This window comes from Actinomyces israelii (assembly GCF_030253495.1).
In the GTDB taxonomy this organism is placed as follows: domain Bacteria; phylum Actinomycetota; class Actinomycetes; order Actinomycetales; family Actinomycetaceae; genus Actinomyces; species Actinomyces israelii.
This window is the reverse complement of record NZ_CP124548.1, coordinates 3,659,829-3,676,177: the sequence shown is the minus strand read 5'-3', so window position 1 is coordinate 3,676,177 and position 16,349 is coordinate 3,659,829. Positions and strand designations below refer to the sequence as shown.

The 16,349-nt window shown below is 74.4% G+C and carries 12 protein-coding genes, 1 tRNA gene and 1 other RNA gene; 6 read left to right on the top strand and 8 right to left on the bottom strand.

Going from position 1 to position 16,349, the window contains the following annotated elements; all coding sequences use genetic code 11:
• Positions 1–133: 133 nt before the first annotated feature.
• Both AIF0345_RS15295 and AIF0345_RS15290 read right to left on the bottom strand, forming a co-directional pair.
• Positions 134–739: a septum formation family protein gene (locus AIF0345_RS15295; protein ID WP_268918623.1), complete on the bottom strand. Its 606-nt coding sequence runs from the start codon at positions 737–739 to the stop codon at positions 134–136.
• Between the two features lie 129 nt (positions 740–868).
• Positions 869–953: transfer RNA gene (locus tag AIF0345_RS15290), tRNA-Ser, on the bottom strand.
• 1,285 nt (positions 954–2,238) lie between these two features.
• Between AIF0345_RS15290 and ffs the strand changes: the two genes are divergently transcribed.
• From ffs to recR, 3 genes are all read left to right on the top strand, one after another.
• An RNA gene (gene ffs / locus AIF0345_RS15285) (signal recognition particle sRNA small type) lies at positions 2,239–2,333 on the top strand.
• Between the two features lie 47 nt (positions 2,334–2,380).
• A complete protein-coding gene (locus tag AIF0345_RS15280; RefSeq protein WP_285296612.1) occupies positions 2,381–5,692 on the top strand; it encodes a DNA polymerase III subunit gamma and tau in 3,312 nt (1,103 codons plus the stop codon).
• 1 nt (position 5,693) lies between these two features.
• Positions 5,694–6,299: a recombination mediator RecR gene (gene recR / locus AIF0345_RS15275; protein ID WP_043563621.1), complete on the top strand. Its 606-nt coding sequence runs from the start codon at positions 5,694–5,696 to the stop codon at positions 6,297–6,299.
• 268 nt (positions 6,300–6,567) lie between these two features.
• Here the strand turns inward: recR and AIF0345_RS15270 are convergent, their stop codons facing one another.
• From AIF0345_RS15270 to AIF0345_RS15250, 5 genes are all read right to left on the bottom strand, one after another.
• Positions 6,568–6,996: a hypothetical protein gene (locus AIF0345_RS15270; RefSeq protein WP_268918647.1), complete on the bottom strand. Its 429-nt coding sequence runs from the start codon at positions 6,994–6,996 to the stop codon at positions 6,568–6,570.
• Positions 6,997–7,553: 557 nt separating this feature from the next.
• A complete protein-coding gene (locus AIF0345_RS15265; RefSeq protein WP_268918648.1) occupies positions 7,554–8,450 on the bottom strand; it encodes an ABC-2 transporter permease in 897 nt (298 codons plus the stop codon).
• 127 nt (positions 8,451–8,577) lie between these two features.
• A complete protein-coding gene (locus tag AIF0345_RS15260; RefSeq protein WP_268918649.1) occupies positions 8,578–9,657 on the bottom strand; it encodes an ABC transporter permease in 1,080 nt (359 codons plus the stop codon).
• Entirely contained in the window at positions 9,654–10,679 is a 1,026-nt protein-coding gene (locus AIF0345_RS15255; protein ID WP_268918650.1) for an ABC transporter ATP-binding protein, read from the bottom strand. The genes AIF0345_RS15260 and AIF0345_RS15255 overlap by 4 nt, the downstream gene beginning before the upstream one ends.
• Positions 10,676–11,392 (bottom strand): ATP-binding protein, encoded by a 717-nt coding sequence (locus AIF0345_RS15250; RefSeq protein WP_268918651.1) that lies wholly within the window; start codon positions 11,390–11,392, stop codon positions 10,676–10,678. Before AIF0345_RS15250 ends, AIF0345_RS15255 begins: the two co-directional genes overlap by 4 nt.
• 433 nt (positions 11,393–11,825) lie before the next feature.
• Between AIF0345_RS15250 and AIF0345_RS15245 the strand changes: the two genes are divergently transcribed.
• Positions 11,826–13,334, top strand: a complete 1,509-nt coding sequence (locus AIF0345_RS15245; RefSeq protein WP_285296611.1) for an aspartate kinase — start codon at positions 11,826–11,828, stop codon at positions 13,332–13,334.
• Positions 13,331–14,437: an aspartate-semialdehyde dehydrogenase gene (locus AIF0345_RS15240; protein ID WP_285296610.1), complete on the top strand. Its 1,107-nt coding sequence runs from the start codon at positions 13,331–13,333 to the stop codon at positions 14,435–14,437. Before AIF0345_RS15245 ends, AIF0345_RS15240 begins: the two co-directional genes overlap by 4 nt.
• Positions 14,438–14,823: 386 nt before the next feature.
• On the opposite strand, the gene AIF0345_RS15235 is transcribed toward AIF0345_RS15240, so the two are convergent.
• Positions 14,824–15,645 (bottom strand): sulfurtransferase, encoded by an 822-nt coding sequence (locus AIF0345_RS15235; RefSeq protein ID WP_043563607.1) that lies wholly within the window; start codon positions 15,643–15,645, stop codon positions 14,824–14,826.
• An 88-nt stretch (positions 15,646–15,733) separates the two neighbouring features.
• On the opposite strand from AIF0345_RS15235, the gene AIF0345_RS15230 reads away from it, so the two are divergent.
• Positions 15,734–16,288 carry a GNAT family N-acetyltransferase gene (locus AIF0345_RS15230; protein ID WP_285296609.1) on the top strand — a complete coding sequence of 185 codons (555 nt, stop codon included), beginning with the start codon at positions 15,734–15,736 and terminating at the stop codon, positions 16,286–16,288.
• Positions 16,289–16,349 lie beyond the last annotated feature (61 nt).

The window sequence follows — 16,349 nt, the reverse complement described above, 5'->3', positions numbered from 1 at the left end:
GGCGCCCCGGGACCGGAGCTTCCCGGTTCCGGGGCCCCGGAACCGGGGCGCGCCGCCAGCGCGAGGCGGACCCGGCCCGCAGCGGGCCGCCGGCGTCGTGCGGCCTCAGCCGGCGGGGCTGCGGGCCGTGATGCTACTTGTTCGTGTCCTTGACGGAGCCGGTGAGGGTGCTGGTGGTGTCGCCTTCATCCTTGTTGGGGGACACCGCGCAGGTGATCGCACGGTCGCCTTGGCCCCAGGAGCCGGGGGTGGGGCGGAGAGTGAAGACGCCGTAGCTGCTGCTGTCGGCGTCGGTGCCGACGTAGCTGGTGAAGGAGTCGTAGCAGGCGGTGTAGACCTCGGTTTCCATGTCGTCGCCGGTGGGCAAGGTGCTGGCGGAGATGGTGTAGATATTGTAGACCTCGTACTGGTGGGGTACTGAGCAGTCGACGACATCGACGGTGCTGATCTCGGTACCGCTGCCGCCGGACTTGGAGAAGCAGTCGCTGACCTTGAGGTCGGCGGCGCGAATGGACCGCTTGCTGGGGGTCGGGCTGGCCGGGACGGTCGGGACATTGCCCCCGCCGGAGGTGGACGCAATCGAGGGCACCGTGGGCACGGGAGCGGGGCTGGAGGTGCTCGTGGGCTCCGATGCGGAGGTCTCGCTGCTGGTGGACGTGCCGGGGAGCTTGCAGGCGGCCAGACCTGCGGCGAGGACAAGGGCGGTGGGGACAGCAAGAACATGGGTGATCTTACGCATGTGCGGAGTCTGGCAGACTTGACGCCCTGATACCACCGGCGACCACGGGGCGTTCTCCCCACGCGCATCCGGAAGTCCCCTGAACGTGCGCAAAAAGCCCCGGATCATGGGGCGGATCCGGGGCGACGGCGGAGGATGGGGGATTCGAACCCCCGAGGGCTTGCACCCAACACGCTTTCCAAGCGTGCGCCATAGGCCACTAGGCGAATCCTCCAGGCGTCACGGAGCAGCGGCGGGACGCCGAGCCTGCGCGACGAGAAAGCAATATATCGGACGCCCCTCCCCGAGACCAGCCCGCGACGGTGGGATCTGTCACGCGGCGCGGCGGCCGTCCGGCGGGTCACCTGCGGGCCGACCTGTGGCCCCCGCCTCGCCAGGACTCAGTCGTCAAGTGGTGCTGCGCGGTGGAAAAAAGGTGGCTCCCACGCACTTTTAAGGCGCTCAGCGGTCTTGGGTGCGGCGGGGATCGGTGTGATTCTGCGGTTCTGCGACGAGGGCAGGGCGGGGGTCGGTGCTAAAAGTGCGTGGGAGCCACCTTTTTCGGTCAAGTTTTCCGGTCAAGGCCGACACCCGGGAGCCCCTGACGGCGTCGGAGAGCAGACAGAGCAGGCAGAAGAGACCGCCCGCCCCGTGAACCGGTCTCGGTGCGGGGCTGGTATGGGGGTGCTTGCTGTCAGGTGGGCGGGGTGGGGCTGGTCCCTTGTTCCTGGCCTGGGATCGGGGGGCGCCCGCGGGGTCCGGGCTCTGCGCCCCTGGCGCCGTCATAGACGATCCCGCGGCGCAGCAGCGTCCTGGGGCAGGCGGTGGCGGGCCCTCAATCAGGTTGCCGCGGGCACCCGGGGCGCGAGCCCGCCAGGTCACGGGCCCCCTCCTGGGGACGGGCGGGGGACCCGCACCACGGGCGATATCGTCGCGGTGCGCCAGGCGGGCCAGCAGGATCGCGCACCGTGCGATCGGTCCCGGGCCCGCTCACCGCTAGGGCGCAGCAGCCTGGAGGGCGCCGCCACCCGGCGGGCGACCCCGCTCCCCGGCCAGGGCCCCGGGCCCGCCCGAGACCGGTCGGACCGGCCTCACAGCGTCGCCCTGACACCCCCGCACCCCGCCCGCAGGCCGCGTGACCAGCGCCATGACCTCGCCGGCACCACCGGGCACCGTCCCGTCAATCAGCTCACCCGTCAGCGCATCGACCGCCGCGACCCTGACAGACACGGGCACGAGCACCCAGTCCCAGACTCCTGCACCCGGCAAGCACCGGGACCTCCTACCCACCTCGGCACCCCGACCCCCTCACAGCCGCCAACGACCCACGAGGTCGCACACGCCAGGCCCCGGCCCACAAGCCATCAGACCCCACCCCCATATGACCTGAACAAATCCCGACGAAGAGGGAGGAGGCCGCGAGTGTCGGGCCCACACTCCCCTGGGCGCGCCCCGCGGCCGGGGGAGCGGTGTGACCGGCTCGCGGTGCCGGGCTCGGCCCGTCATCGGGTACACTCGTCCTCGGCCCCTCGTGCGGCGTCATCCAGTGAATCCCCCAGGACCGGGAGGTAGCAAGGGTAAGCGGGCTCTGGCGGGTGCGCGAGGGGTCTTCATCTGCCCGGAGTCTCGCACGGCGTCACCGGTCCCGTTTAGAGTCGGACCGTGACCACCGCCCTGTACCGCCGCTACCGCCCCGACACCTTCCAGGACGTGATCGGGCAGGACCACGTGACCGCCCCTCTCATGGCGGCGCTGCGCGGGGATCGTGTGACCCACGCCTACCTCTTCTCCGGTCCGCGGGGCTGCGGCAAGACCACCTCCGCCCGCATCCTGGCGCGCTGCCTGAACTGCGAGCGCTTCCCCACCGACACCCCCTGCGGGCAGTGCCCGAGCTGCCGGGACCTGGCCACCGGCGGCCCCGGGAGCCTCGACGTCGTCGAGATCGACGCCGCGTCCCACAACGGCGTCGACGACGCCCGCGACCTGCGCGAGCGCGCCTCCTTCGCCCCGGCGCGCGACCGCTTCAAGATCTTCATCCTCGACGAGGCCCACATGGTCACCCCGCAGGGCTTCAACGCCCTGCTCAAGCTCGTCGAGGAGCCCCCGGCCCACGTGAAGTTCGTCTTCGCCACCACCGAGCCGGAGAAGGTCATTGGCACCATCCGCTCGCGCACCCACCACTACCCCTTCCGCCTCGTGGCCCCGGACACCCTCGAGGGCTACCTCGCCCACCTGTGCGATGCCGAGGACGTGCGGGTCGGCCCGGGCGTCTTCCCGCTGGTCACCCGCGCCGGCGGCGGGAGCGTGCGCGACACCCTGTCCGTCATGGACCAGCTCATCGGCGGGGCGATCGACGGCGAGGTGAACTACGCCCGCGCCGTCGCCCTCCTGGGCTACACCGACACCACCATGCTCGACGCCTGCGTGGACGCCCTGGCCGCCTCCGACGGCGCCGGTGTCTTCCGGGTCGTGGACCGGGTCGTCTCCTCCGGGCACGACCCGCGCAGATTCGTCGAGGACCTCCTCCAGCGCCTGCGCGACCTGCTGGTCATCGCCCTGGCCGGCTCGGAGGCCGGCCCCGCGCTCGGCTCCCTGCCCGACGACGAGCTGGCCCGCATGGAGGTGCAGTCGCGCACCATCGGCGCGGCCGGCCTGTCGCGCGCGGCCGACACGACGGCGCAGGCTCTCTCGCAGATGGTCGGGGCGACCTCGCCGCGCCTCCAGCTCGAGCTCCTCATGGCCCGGCTGCTCGTGCCCGGACGGCGCGCCGTGGCCCCGGGCGGGCAGACCGCCGGCGGTCAGGCCCCGGGCGGTCAGGCGGCGCCCGTGCAGCGGCCCGGGAGCGGAGCGGGGGCCGGCGGGGCGGAGAGCATCTGGGCCGACGGCGCGGGGGGCGGCGGCCCTGCCATGGCCTCCGACACCGTCCGCCGCGCGGCGCCCGCCCCTCCCGGCGGCGCACCTGCGCGGGGCGCCCCGCCCGTCGAGGCCCCCCCGGCGGGTCTGCCGACGCCGCCTCCGGCTGCCGCCGGGCCCGCTGCCCCCGCCTCCGCCGCGTCGGGCGCCCCCGCGGCGCCGTCGGCCCCCGCCTCTTCCCCGACGCCGCAGGGCGGGGTCGCCCCGGTGGACTGGGACGCCCCCGCCCAGGCCCCCGGGCAGCCGCCCCAGCGTCCCGCGCAGGCAGGCCTCTCGGGCGGGCAGGCCGGCCCCCCGGAGGGCGCCGCCTCGCAGCGCCGCGGGCGGGGCGACTCGGCGGCGGACGCCGAGATGATCCGCGGCCGCTGGGAGGAGGTCCTGGAGGCGGCCAAGCGCTCGCGGCGCGCCACCTGGGCGCTCGTCGGCCCCAACTCCCAGCCCGGCGGCATCCGCGACGGCGTCTTCGAGGTCATCTTCAGCGGGCAGGGCCTGGTCAACGCCTTCGAGAACGGCGGCCACGGCCCGGTGCTGTCGGCGGCCCTGCACCAGGCGCTCGGGCTGAGGCTGGAGGTGCACGCCGTCCTGGCCGGCCCAGGCGGGCGCCCGGGCCCCGGCCCTGGCGGCCCTGGCGGTGGCCGACCCGCCGGCTCGGCAGGTCCCGGAGGGGGCCCCGGCCCTGCCGCTCCGGACGGCGGGGCAGGCGGTCCCGGGTGGCCCGACGACGCCGGGACGGGCGGTGCCCCGAGCGGTCTCGGCGGCATGCCGGGCGCCTCCGCCCCGCGCGGTCCGGTCGACATGGGCGGCCCCGCCGACGGCGGCGGCCCCGGGCCCGCGGCCCTCTCGCCCGAGGCGTCCGCATCATCGGCCCCCGCCTCGCCCCGGCCCCCGGCCTCCGCCGCACCGCCGGAGGCGGAGGACGACGGGTGGGGCGTCATCGCCGTCCCCGGAGCCCGGCGCGCGGCCCGGGAGAGCGCCGAGCCGGTGGCCCCGGCAGCCAGCCCGGCCGCCGACGTCGCGGACCGGCGGCCCTCGCCCGAGCCCGGTCGCCCGACACCCGCGGCGCCGAGCAGCCCCGCGGCACTGGCGGACCCGGGCGGTGCGCGGGCCCGGTCGGCCCCGGTCCCGTCGTCGCCCGAGGCCGCACCGGGGGCATCGCCCGACGCCGCCGGTTCCGGGGGGGCGGCTCCGGCCGGCCCGCCCCGGACCGGTCCCGCAGGCGGCGGACGTGTCGTGCCACCGCCCGGCGCGGGGCCCGCTCCTGCAACGGGCCCCGCCTCCGCGTCCGGGCCCGCTTGGCGCGCGTCGGCCGGCTCCGGGGGGACGAGCCCGGTCTCGCCCGGCTCCGCGCCGCCCGCCCCAGGGGGCTCCGGCGCCGTGGGATCGGCTCCGGCCGCGCCCTCTGCGGCCCCGCCGTCCGCGGCGTCGCCGGCCGGCCGGCCGGTCTCGCCCGCGGCTCCCCCCGCACCCCCGGAACCGGCGCCGTCACCCGGCGCGGCGGCTCCGGCGGCCTCAGCCGTCTCCGCCGCCCCGCCTCCCGACGCCGCCCCGCCGGACCCCGCCGATGCGATCCCCCTCGCCACCGTCCACCGCTTGCACGCCCTGCCGAAGCTGCCCGGCGGGGCTGCGCCGTCCTCGTCGTCGGCGCCGACGACGAGGGCCGAGCAGCACCGGCAGCCTCACGAGGGCGGCGAGCACCACGAGCACCAGGGCCTGGCCCCCGTCAGCTGGGACGGCCCCGCCACCTTCTCCGACGGCACGCCTGTCCCGCAGGAGCCCCCGCCCGAAGAGGATGAGGGGCCGGAGGACTCCTGGGCGCCCGCCGACGCCGCTGGCGACCGGGTCTCCGCCGCCCGGGCCGCGGCCCGCGCGGCCGCCCGCGGGCAGGCGCAGCCGGGCGCGGCTCGCGGCGCCGTCTTCTCGCCGTCCTCCGTCGAGGACGACGTCCCCAGCGAGGACGACGAGGACGCCGAGGAGGCCGGCGTCGTCGGCCTGGAGGTGGTCAAGCGGCTGCTCGGGGCGACAGTGCTGGAGGAGATCACCGTGACCCAGGAGGGACGCTGACATGCCAGCCGTCTACGAAGGCGCCGTCCAGGACCTCATCGACGAGCTCGGCGAGCTGCCCGGCATCGGCCCGAAGTCCGCCCAGCGCATGGCCTTCCACATCCTGTCGGCCGACTCGGCCAGCGTCGAGCGCCTCATCGAGGCCCTGCGCGCCGTCAAGGCCCGGGTGCGCTTCTGCGAGACCTGCGGCAATATCGCCGAGTCCGAGCAGTGCGCCGTCTGCCGCGACCCGCGCCGCGACCAGCGGGTCATCTGCGTGGTGGAGGAGCCCAAGGACGTCGTCGCCATTGAGCGCACCCGCGAGTACCGGGGGCTGTACCACGTGCTCGGCGGGGCGATCGACCCCATTAACGGGGTGGGCCCGGACGACCTGCGTATCCGCGAGCTCTTCGCCCGGGTGGGGGGCGGCGTCGAGGAGGTCATTATCGCCACCGACCCCGACGTCGTCGGCGAGGCCACCGCCGCCTACCTGACCCGCATGCTGCGCACCATGGACGTGCCCGTCTCGCGGCTCGCCTCCGGCCTGCCCGTGGGCTCCGACCTGGAGTACGCCGACGAGGTCACCCTGGGGCGGGCCTTCGAGGGGCGGCGGCTCGTCGAGGGGTGACCGCGCGGCGGGACGACGACGCGGCGGGCGGGCGGCCGCCGGATCAGGGGACGACGCCGGTGCCCGGCGGCGGGTCGCCTCCGAGGCCCCGTCGGCGCCCTCAGCCGCCCCGCCCCAGTCCTCGGTCCCTCCCGCCGCGCGGCCCGCGGCCTCGCCGGGTGAGGAGGACGGAGGGGCGAGCGGTCCGCCTCCTCGGCCGGAGTACTGATGCGCGGTCATGCCCCACCACCTGCTGAGCGGCCCTTCGCCCGAGGCGGACGAGGGTCGCTCAGCGCACGGACTCAGCCAGCGGATCCGGAAGAGGGGCCCTGCGCCGTCGGCGACTTGCAGGGCAGCATCTGCTCGACCATCGCCTCCGGCGACCCCTGGGCCGGGCGGTAGCGGACGCCCAGCTCGGTGCGCTGAGCCCGGCGTCGCAGCGCACCGGGAAGCCCATGTTGTGCCGCACGTGTCCCAGCGTCATCCCGATCCTGGGCGCGAGGGCCAGGAGCAGCGGGCGGGGCAGGGCGCGCCGCGGCAGGCGGAGGCGGTGGCCGTACCGGGGCACGAGGCGGCCCGCCAGGGAGACGATGTCGGTGTCCTCCGCCGAGCCGAAGAGCATCGGTTCGGACAGTCGCAGCCCCAGCTGACTCAGCAGCGTGCCGGTTGCCGTTGTCTCGCAGTGGTGTCCGAGCAGCGGCTCACTGTCAAGCGCCATGCTTCTTCCTTCTTCCTCAGGACATCGATCGGCTGAGAGCGTCAGCGTCGTCGGCGATGGGAAAGCGGATCTGCGTGCGCCGGGCGGGCCGGGTCGCACAGGTGCAGGTGTCCATCAGAATGACATTGGAGCGTGCGGGGGCTGTGCGTGTCGGACGGATCCGCATGATCACGCGGGTCTCTGTGTAGACCTCGGGACCTGGAGGATCCAATGTCATTCTGACGGACACCCGCTCCGGGCCCCGTCCGGCGAACCGGTCTCGACGCGAGTATGAACCGATCTCGAGCCGGAGTACGACCGATCTCGGTGCGGAAGTGAACCGATCTCGGCGAAGGGGGCGGCGGGCGCGGCGCCGGGCCGGTGCGATGCACCACCTGGCGTTCCGGGTCGGCAGTCCCCGGGACGTCGGCCCGATCCACGACGCCGTCCTCCGGATAGCGGCGCGCCTCCTCCGCGCCCCGCGCAGCCGGCCGGGGTACTGCGCTGACTACTACGGTTCCTTACTTCAAGGACTCCGAGGGCATCGAGTACGAGGTGGTGGGCGTCGCCAGGCGCTCCTACTTCCCGTCGTGAGGCTGCGGGGGACCTCGGCGGGAGCGCGAGGCCGCCGCTGAGGCCGTCACCACGCCCCCGCACCCGAGCGCCAGCAGGAGCACGACGCTCGCCGGCCAGAAGGGCGCGTGGCGGGCGACGGCGGGCGTGAAGAAGGTGTACGCCCTCCTCTTGCAGTCCTCCCTGGTGTCCGCGTCGCGCATGGAGTCCACTGCGGTCCCGATGTCGTACAGCCATCCGATGTGCCAGTCGTCGGGGTCGCCGACGGGATGGTGCGCGGTGATGTCACCGAGCGCGGCGAAAGGATTGGGGACGAGGACCAGCCAGAGCTGCATGGCGTGGGGGACCCTCTTGTGGTGAGGGTTCAGGACGCAGTAGCCGGAGTCCCCGGCGAACTCCCAGGTGTCGCGCTGCACCCCGACCGACACCTGCTCCGCCGTCACCTTGACCAGCGGGGTGCCGATCGTCAGCGCCACCACCACGAGGTACGTCAGCGGCACCGCGGCCCGCGAGGGCGCTGTCACGGCGGACAGGCCGGCGCTGATGCCGCACACCGCCCCCAGGGTGACGACGAGGACCAGCAGGTGCCCGAGGAAGGCCTCCCAGGTCGCCCCACCGATCAGGACGAGGAGGATGAGGAAGGGCAGGGCCGTCACGATGAAGGCGAGCCCGATCGCCCCGACCCCCAGGAACCTGCCAGCGGCGGCCCGTGGGCTCAAGGTCGCCGGAAGCAGAGGGGCCATGACGAGAATCATGAGCAGGATGAAGCAGACAAGCTGCTCGTACATGGTCGGCAGGTACTTCGCGGTACCGGCGCTGAGGCAGGCCTTCAACAGCGTGATGAGGCCGCAGGTCACGGCCAGGATCACGAACCAGCACGTGAGCACCGTTCGCCGGCTCATGACGGCGCGGACAGCGTCCCGGCCCAAGGACGTGCCGCCTCCCGACGCGGCTCCGGTGCCGTCTCTCCCACCCCTTCGGATCAACATGATCGGTCTCAGCTGCGCGGACGACGCCGGTCGGGCGCCGTCAGGCCACTCGCGTGCCGCGGGCGAGGCGGTGCACGGGCGTGCGCAGCCTCCGTGAGGCGGACGTCAGCGACCAGGCGCCCAGGGCCAGCACCATCACCAGGCTGACCGGCCAGAAGGCGAGGTGCGTGATCTCCCAGTCGAATGGGCTCGACGTCGTTTCCGGCTCGCAGTGGTTGATGACGACCTCCTCCGGCTGGGGGTTGCGCATCTGGTCGACGGCCGCCCCCGCCATCCCCAGCGGAGACGTCGGGTACGACGGCTGCTTATCGTATTCGGTGTACGACGACTGCCCGCCGTACACCATGCTCCGCCCCGAGACGTCGGCCAGCGCCACGAAGGGGTCGGGGACGAGCATCCACCAGATCCGCTCGGTGTGCACAATATTGCTGGTGCGGACGTGGGGCTCGGTCTCGCAGACCATCTTGCCGTTCGTTGAGGCGCTGTAGTCCGTCTCGTAGGAGAGCGTCGTCTGCTTCCCCTGAACCGCCGTCGCCGAGATCGCGGTGATAATGGGGGACCCGATGACGAGGCCCGCGACGACCAGGTAGGTCAGCACCGCCGAGGCCGAGGTGCGCGCGGTCGCCGCCGAGAATCCCAGCCCGATCGCGCACACGGCCCCCAGGGTCACCACGAGGATCAGCAGGTGGCCCGCCAGCGTCATCCACGCCGCTCCGCCCAGCAGGGTGAACACGACCAGGAAGGGCAGGGCCACCGCCAGGAACGCCAGGGCCGCGGACCACGCCGCCACGAGCTTTCCGACGACGATCTCCTGCGAGCGCAGCCTCGTGGCCTGCAGGAGCGCCAGGGTCGCGTCGGCGCGGTCGCCGTTGACGGAGGTGGCCGACAGGGTCGGGGCGATGATCAGCCCGATGCCCAGGACGAAGCAGACCGTCAGGTCGTACAGGACGGGGGCGGTGTCCTCCGCCTCGCTGCCGGTCATTCCCGCCAGCGCGGTCAGGCCCCCGCACAGGAGGACCAGGACGACGCCCCACACCACCAGCATGACCTGCCAGCGCGTGGACCTCACGCGCTGACGCAGCTCCAGCACCGCAACGGTGCGCACGGCGGACCAGCTCATCGCCGCTCTCCTTCCATCGACAGGTAGATCTCCTCCAGGGCCCCGCCCGTCGGGGCGAAGGACACCACCTCGACCCCCGCGTCCAGCGCCTCCCGCAGGATGCGCGCGGCGACGGCGTCGTCGGGCACGGCCAGGCGCACCGTGCCGTCCTCGGACGCGGTGGCGCGCACCGGGGCCCCGGCGGACCACTCCGACAGCCGCTGCGCGTCCAGCGCCCGCATCCGCCACTGGCGCTGCAGCGGCTGGGGGAGGACCGCGGGCGGCGCGGCGGGGGTCCGGGCGCCGTCGTCGCTCGGGCTGCCGTCGCCGTCGTCGCCGTCGTCGCCGACGACGTCGGGGCGCGGCTGCGCGGGGGCCGCGGGGGCGGATGGTGCGGAGGCGGGGGCGACCGCCTGCCCGCGCGCCATGAAGACGACGCCGTCCACCATCTGCTCCAGCTCGGACAGGATGTGGCTGGAGACCAGGACGGTGACGCCGCCGGAGGCGAGGTCGCGCAGCAGGACCCGCAGGTCGGCGCGCGAGCGCGGGTCCATGCCCGCCGCGGGCTCGTCGAGCAGCAGGACCTGCGGGTGGTGCACGAGCGCCCGCGCCAGGCCCAGGCGCTGCTTCTGCCCGCGCGAGAGCACGCGGGCGGGGGTGTGGGCCATCTCCTGGAGGTGGACGGCGGAGAGCGTCTCGATGGCGCGCTCCCGGCCGGTGGCCTCGTCCAGCCCCTGGGCGGCCGCGAAGGTCATGAGGATCTCGGTGCAGGTCAGCGAGTCCCAGGTGCCGAAGGAGTCCGGCATCCAGCCGATCGCCTGGTGCACCTGACGGGGCTGGGTGGCCGGGTCCAGCCCCGCCACGCGGATCGAGCCCGCGTCGGGGGCCAGGAGCGCGGCCAGCATGAGCAGAAGAGTCGTCTTGCCCGCCCCGTTGGAGCCCACGAGCCCCGTGACCGAGCCCGCGGGCACCGTCATACTCATCTGCCAGACCGCGCGCGTGGGGCCGAAGAAGCGCGTCACCCCGGTGACCTCGATGCTCATGGGTACATGCTACGGAGGCGGCGGCCCGCGGGGCCATATTCCGATGGGGAGGAGTCCCCGTCGGCTGCGCGGGCCGGGGCCCTGCGGACGAGCGCGGTTCGGGGCTCCTCAGGCATTCGGCGACTGGTTCCGCAGTCTCTACAGCCCGGGAACGAACCATGTGGCCCGCGGGTCGCGCGGCGACTGCCCGCTCCATTCCACGAGCCCTTCCCCTCGGAGCTTTTGAGCCATCTGAGCACCGTGGGGCGGGCGGCGTCCATGCCCGAGGCGATCTCGCCGGTGCTCAGCGGGCCGGTGCTGCGCAGCAGCGAGATGATCTCGAGGGCTCCGGGGGGCATACGGGCGGCAATATCGCTGGAGAGTGCCGAGACCGCGTCCAGCCTGACGACGACGCTGGTCGAGGTCTGGCGGTAACGGGGGTCGGCGAGGCCCGCCTGCCGCATGTCCTCCACCATGCGGCGGATCCCCTCGCCGAGCTCCTGCGTGATTCCGAGGTCGGCGCATACGCGGGCGATGCGCGGATTGCGGGCATAGCGGGCGATCTCCAGCGGCCGGCTCGGGTCGCCCGGCCCCGGGAAGCGCCCCGGGCTGGACACCTCGATGCGGTGCGGGAAGATGGAGACGCGGATATGGTCCCCGGCCATGGAGTAGGAGCGGTGGACGACGGCGTTGACCACCGCCTCCAGCCAGGCGTCCCGAGGTATGACGTCCACGGGCCCGAAGGTTCCGTCCCGCCTCAGGGCGCGACGCCTCGGCGCCCACTGCTCGATGAGGGCGGCCGCCTGCCTGATGACGTCCCGGATGGCCCCCTCGATGCGGCGGTCGCCGTCATCGAGTGGTGACCGACCGGCGCGGCGAGGAGCGCAGTGCCCGGGCGGGTACCTCGAACCGATCTCGAGCCGGAACCGGACCGATCTCGGTGCGGAGTACGACTGATCTTGGCGAAGGGGGTCGGCGCGGCGAAGGCGGCCGCGAGCGGGCGGTCCGTCATGGCGGTCGTCTCACGATGGTGTTTCAGCGGGCCCGGGGCCCAGGGCGCACGTATGCTGGGAGCCGTTGCCACGTCGGGGTGGGCCCGGTCGCGCCAACCGCGTGAGCAGCGCCCCTCCCTGTGGCCGGCGGTGACCACAATCCGAGGAGCGCCACATGGCACTGGTCGTCCAGAAGTACGGCGGCTCGTCCGTCAGCGACATCGAGGCGGTGCGACGCGTCGCCAGGCGCGTCGTCGCCACGCGCGAGGCGGGCAACACCGTCGTCGTGGTCGTCTCCGCCATGGGCGACACCACCGACGACCTGCTCGACATGGCCGGCGCCCTGACCGAGGCGCCCCCCGCCCGCGAGATGGACATCCTCCTGTCGGCCGGCGAGCGCATCTCCATGGCCCTGCTCGCCATGGCCGTCGGCGAGCTCGGCGTGCCCGCTCATGCCTACACCGGCGCCCAGGCCGGGGTCCTGACCGACTCCAAGTACGGGCGCGCCTCCATCGTCGGCGTCCTGCCCGAGCGCATCGCCCGCGCCATCCAGACCGGGGCCGTCGCCATCGTGGCGGGCTTCCAGGGCATTAACGAGGTCGAGGACGTCACCACGCTCGGCCGCGGCGGCTCGGACACCACCGCGGTGGCCCTGGCGGCCGCCCTGAACGCCGACGTCTGCGAGATCTACACCGACGTCGACGGCCTGTTCACCGCCGACCCCCGCATCGTCCCGACCGCCAGGCGCATCGAGTCCCTCTCCAGCGAGGAGACCCTGGAGCTGGCCGCCCACGGCGCCAAGATCCTCCACCTGCGGGCGGTGGAGTACGCCCGCCGCTTCGGCGTGCCCCTGCACGTGCGCTCCTCCTTCTCCGACAGGACCGGCACCTGGATCTACGACGGCCGCCGCGAGGGCGCCTTCGTGCCCTCGGCCGTGGCCGCCAGGCTCGACGACGTCGTCGCCGCCGACACTGAGCCGCCTCCCCGCGCCCACTCCTCGGAGGCCCCGCTCGCCGCCGCACCCGGTCCCGCCGCCTCCGCGCCCGCCTCCCCGGCCGGGCTCGACGACGGCCCCTCCGCCGACGTCGTCGACGCCGCCCACCGCACCGCCATCGCCGCGCGGGCCCAGGCCCGCCCCCGCCCGTCCGCCAAGGAGGACCACGTGGAAGCCCCCGTCATCTCCGGAATCGCCCACGACCGCAGCCAGGACAAGATCACGCTCGTGGGCGTGCCCGACGTCCCCGGCTCGGCCGCCTGCATCTTCGCGATCGTGGCCGGCACGGGCGCCAATATCGACATGATCGTCCAGGACGTCTCCGCCGTGGAGACGGGCCTGACCAACATCTCCTTCACCTGCCCCGACGGCGACTCCACCGCCGCCCGCCGGGCCCTGGAGAGGGCCCGCGACGAGCTGGGCTTCCACTCCCTGCGCTTCAACCCCGACATCGGCATCCTGTCCCTGGTGGGCGCCGGCATGCGCTCCAACCCGGGGGTCTCCGCCCGCCTCTTCGGCGCCCTGAGCGAGGCCGGGGTCAATATCCACATGATCTCCACCTCCGAGATCCGCCTCTCGGTGGTGGTCGACGACGCCGTGCTCGACGAGGCCGTGCGCGCCGTCCACTCCGCCTTCGGCCTCGACGCCCAGGCCGCCGAGGCGGTCGTCTACGGAGGGACCGGCCGATGAGCACCCAGGACACCCAGAGCACCCAGCACCGCCCAGTCAACGAGTACGTCGGCCCGGCCGACGGCGTGGCCGTCGCCGTCGTCGGCGCCACCGGGCAGGTCGGCCGGGTCATGCGCGCCATGCTGGCCGAGCGCGGCTTCCCGGCGCGCGCCGTGCGCTTCTTCTCCTCCGCCCGCTCCGCCGGCACCGTCGTGGACTTCCGCGGCGCGGCGGTGGAGGTCGAGGACGTGGCCACCGCGGACCCGGCGGGCATCGACGTCGCCGTCTTCTCCGCCGGGGGCGCGGCCTCCCGCGAGCACGCACCCCGCTTCGCGGCGGCCGGCGCCGTCGTCGTGGACAACTCCTCCGCCTGGCGGCGGGACCCGCAGGTCCCGCTCGTGGTCAGCGAGGTCAACCCGCGCGCGCTGCGCGAGCGCCCCAAGGGGATCATCGCCAACCCCAACTGCACGACCATGGCGATCATGCCGGCCCTCAAGGCCCTGCACGACGAGGCCGGCCTGGTCCGGTTCTTCGCCTCGACCTACCAGGCCGTCTCCGGCTCCGGGCGGGCCGGGGTGGCCGAGCTGGCCGGGCAGGTGCGCGCTGTCGCCGACAAGGACATGGAGGCCCTGGCCGGCGACGGGCGCGCCGTCGCCTTCCCCGCTCCGGGCGTGTACGTGGACACCATCGCCTTCAACGCCGTCGCCTGGGCCGGCAGCGACGCCGGTGACGGAAGCGGCGAGACCGACGAGGAGCAGAAGCTGCGCAACGAGTCCCGCAGGATCCTGGGGATCCCGGACCTGGCCGTCTCGGGCACCTGCGTGCGCATCCCCGTCTTCTCCGGCCACGGCGTGAGTGTCAACGCCGAGTTCGCCCGCGAGATCGTCCCGGAGCGGGCCCGCGAGCTGCTGGCCGCCGCGCCGGGCGTCACCTGCCAGGACGTGCCCAGCCCGCTGAAGAGCGCCGGGCGCGACGGCACCTTCGTGGGCCGCGTGCGCGCCGACCAGGGCTTCGCCCCCGGGCGCGGCATCGCCTTCTTCGCCGTGGGCGACAACCTGCGCAAGGGGGCGGCCCTCAACGCCGTCGAGCTCGCCGAGCTGGTGGCCGCCGAGCTGCGCGCCTGAGCCCGCTGGCGGAACGTCGCCCGAGGCGGGTCCGTCCGCGCAGGGGCCCGCGTCCCCGGGGCCCCTGCCGGTCCCCGCGAGTACCTGGACGGCGCCCCGCCGTCCTCCTCGACGAGTGGCAGGAGCTCCCTGAGGTCTGGGACAGGGTCCGCCGCCGCGTTGACGCCCGCACCGACACCTCCAAGCACCAGCCTGCAGATCCGGCCCTCGCCGCCCGGCTCCCAGGAGCGACCCCTGTCACGCCGCTCAGCGGTGTGCCGGGGACAGGCTCTCGGAGATGGTCGTCATTACCGCTGGCCCGTATGCTCACCGACGGCCTGACGGTGTTACCGCCCGCCTCCGGGCGGCCCGGGCACGGCGGGCGGGAGGCGCCCCTCCCTCACCGGTCACGGCGCAGTCGTGGCGACGGGCAGACCGGAGAAGGCGTACTGCGACCACGAGCCGACGTACAGACGGCCGCGTCCCAGCCCCGCGCGCTCCATGGCGAGCAGGTCGTGGCAGGCGCTCACCCCGGAGCCGCAGTAGACGGTCACGCCCGCGGCATCGGCCACGCCCAGGGCCGCGTAGCGCCCGGCGAGGGCCGCGGGGGACAGGAAGCGGCCGGCGTCGTCGAGGTTACCGGCCAGAGGGGCGCTCAGCGCCCCGGGGATGTGCCCGGCGGGTGCGTCGGTCGGCTCCACCCGGCCGTGGTACCGGTCGGCGGCGCGCGCGTCGAGCACCGGCGGCGCTGCCGGGTCGGCTGCCTGCGCGGCCGCCTCCTCCATGGCGACCAGGGCGCCGACGGGCCACGGGCGGGCGGTGAAGCGTGCGGGCGCGGGGGAGACCGGGTCGACCGACAGCCTCCCGCCCCAGGCGCCGAGGCCGCCGTCGAGCAGGGCGGCGTCCACCCCCAGCAGGCGCAGCATCCACACCAGGCGCCCCGCGGACAGGCCCCCGGCGTCGTCGTAGGCGATGACGGCGTCGTCGTCCCCGATGCCCAGGCGGGACATGGCGGCCGCGAAGTCCTCCGGGGCGGGGAAGGGGTGGCGGCCCCGGCGCGAGGGCGGGGCGGCGAGGTCGACGTCGACGTCGACCCACACGGCGCCCGGGATGTGCCCGCCGGCGTGGGCGGCGGCCCCGGAGCGGCCGTCGAGGTACCAGCGCACGTCCGCGATGACAGCCCCGGGGTGGTCGCGCAGCCAGTCGGGGGCGACAACGGGAGGAATCATGGGGACAGGCTACCGGCGGCGGCCGGGCGGCGGGAGTAGTCTGCGGCTGCGGCCGGCCGCGACCGCAGGAGCAGAACGAGGAGAGGGAATGACCGCGCGGAGCGACACCGATCTGCAGTCGCGGGAGGTGACGCGGCGGCTGCCCCAGTACCGGGAGGTCATCGACCTGTACCGGCGCGCCTTCCCGCCCGAGGAGCGGCTGCCGCTGTGGCACATGCGTCTGATGGCGCTGCGGCGAGACGTGGGGTTCCGGGCCTGGCTCGACGACGGCGCCCTGGTGGGGCTCACCTACACGGTCGACTCCCCGGCCACGGTCTGGCTGTTCTACCTGGCGGTCAATGACTCCGTGCGCTCGCGCGGCTACGGCTCGCGCATCCTGAACGGCGTGCGCCGGCATGCGGCGGGGCGCACGGTCGTCCTGGAGCTCGAGCCCCTCGACGACGGCGCCCCCAACCTCGAGCAGCGCCGCCGTCGCCTGGCCTTCTACGAGCGGGGCGGCTTCGCGCTGACCGGCTACCGCATCCACGAGGGCGATCAGAGCTACTCGGTCATGGCCGACGGCGTCTTCGACCCCGGGGCCTTCCGCCGCCTGGTGTTCCTGTTCGGCCTGGGGCTGCGCCGGACGTCCCTCACGCGGGAGTGAGGCCCGCGCGCGTCCGTGCCGCCGAGCCGCGCCGGCCGCCGTCGACGGCGACCCGTGCAGC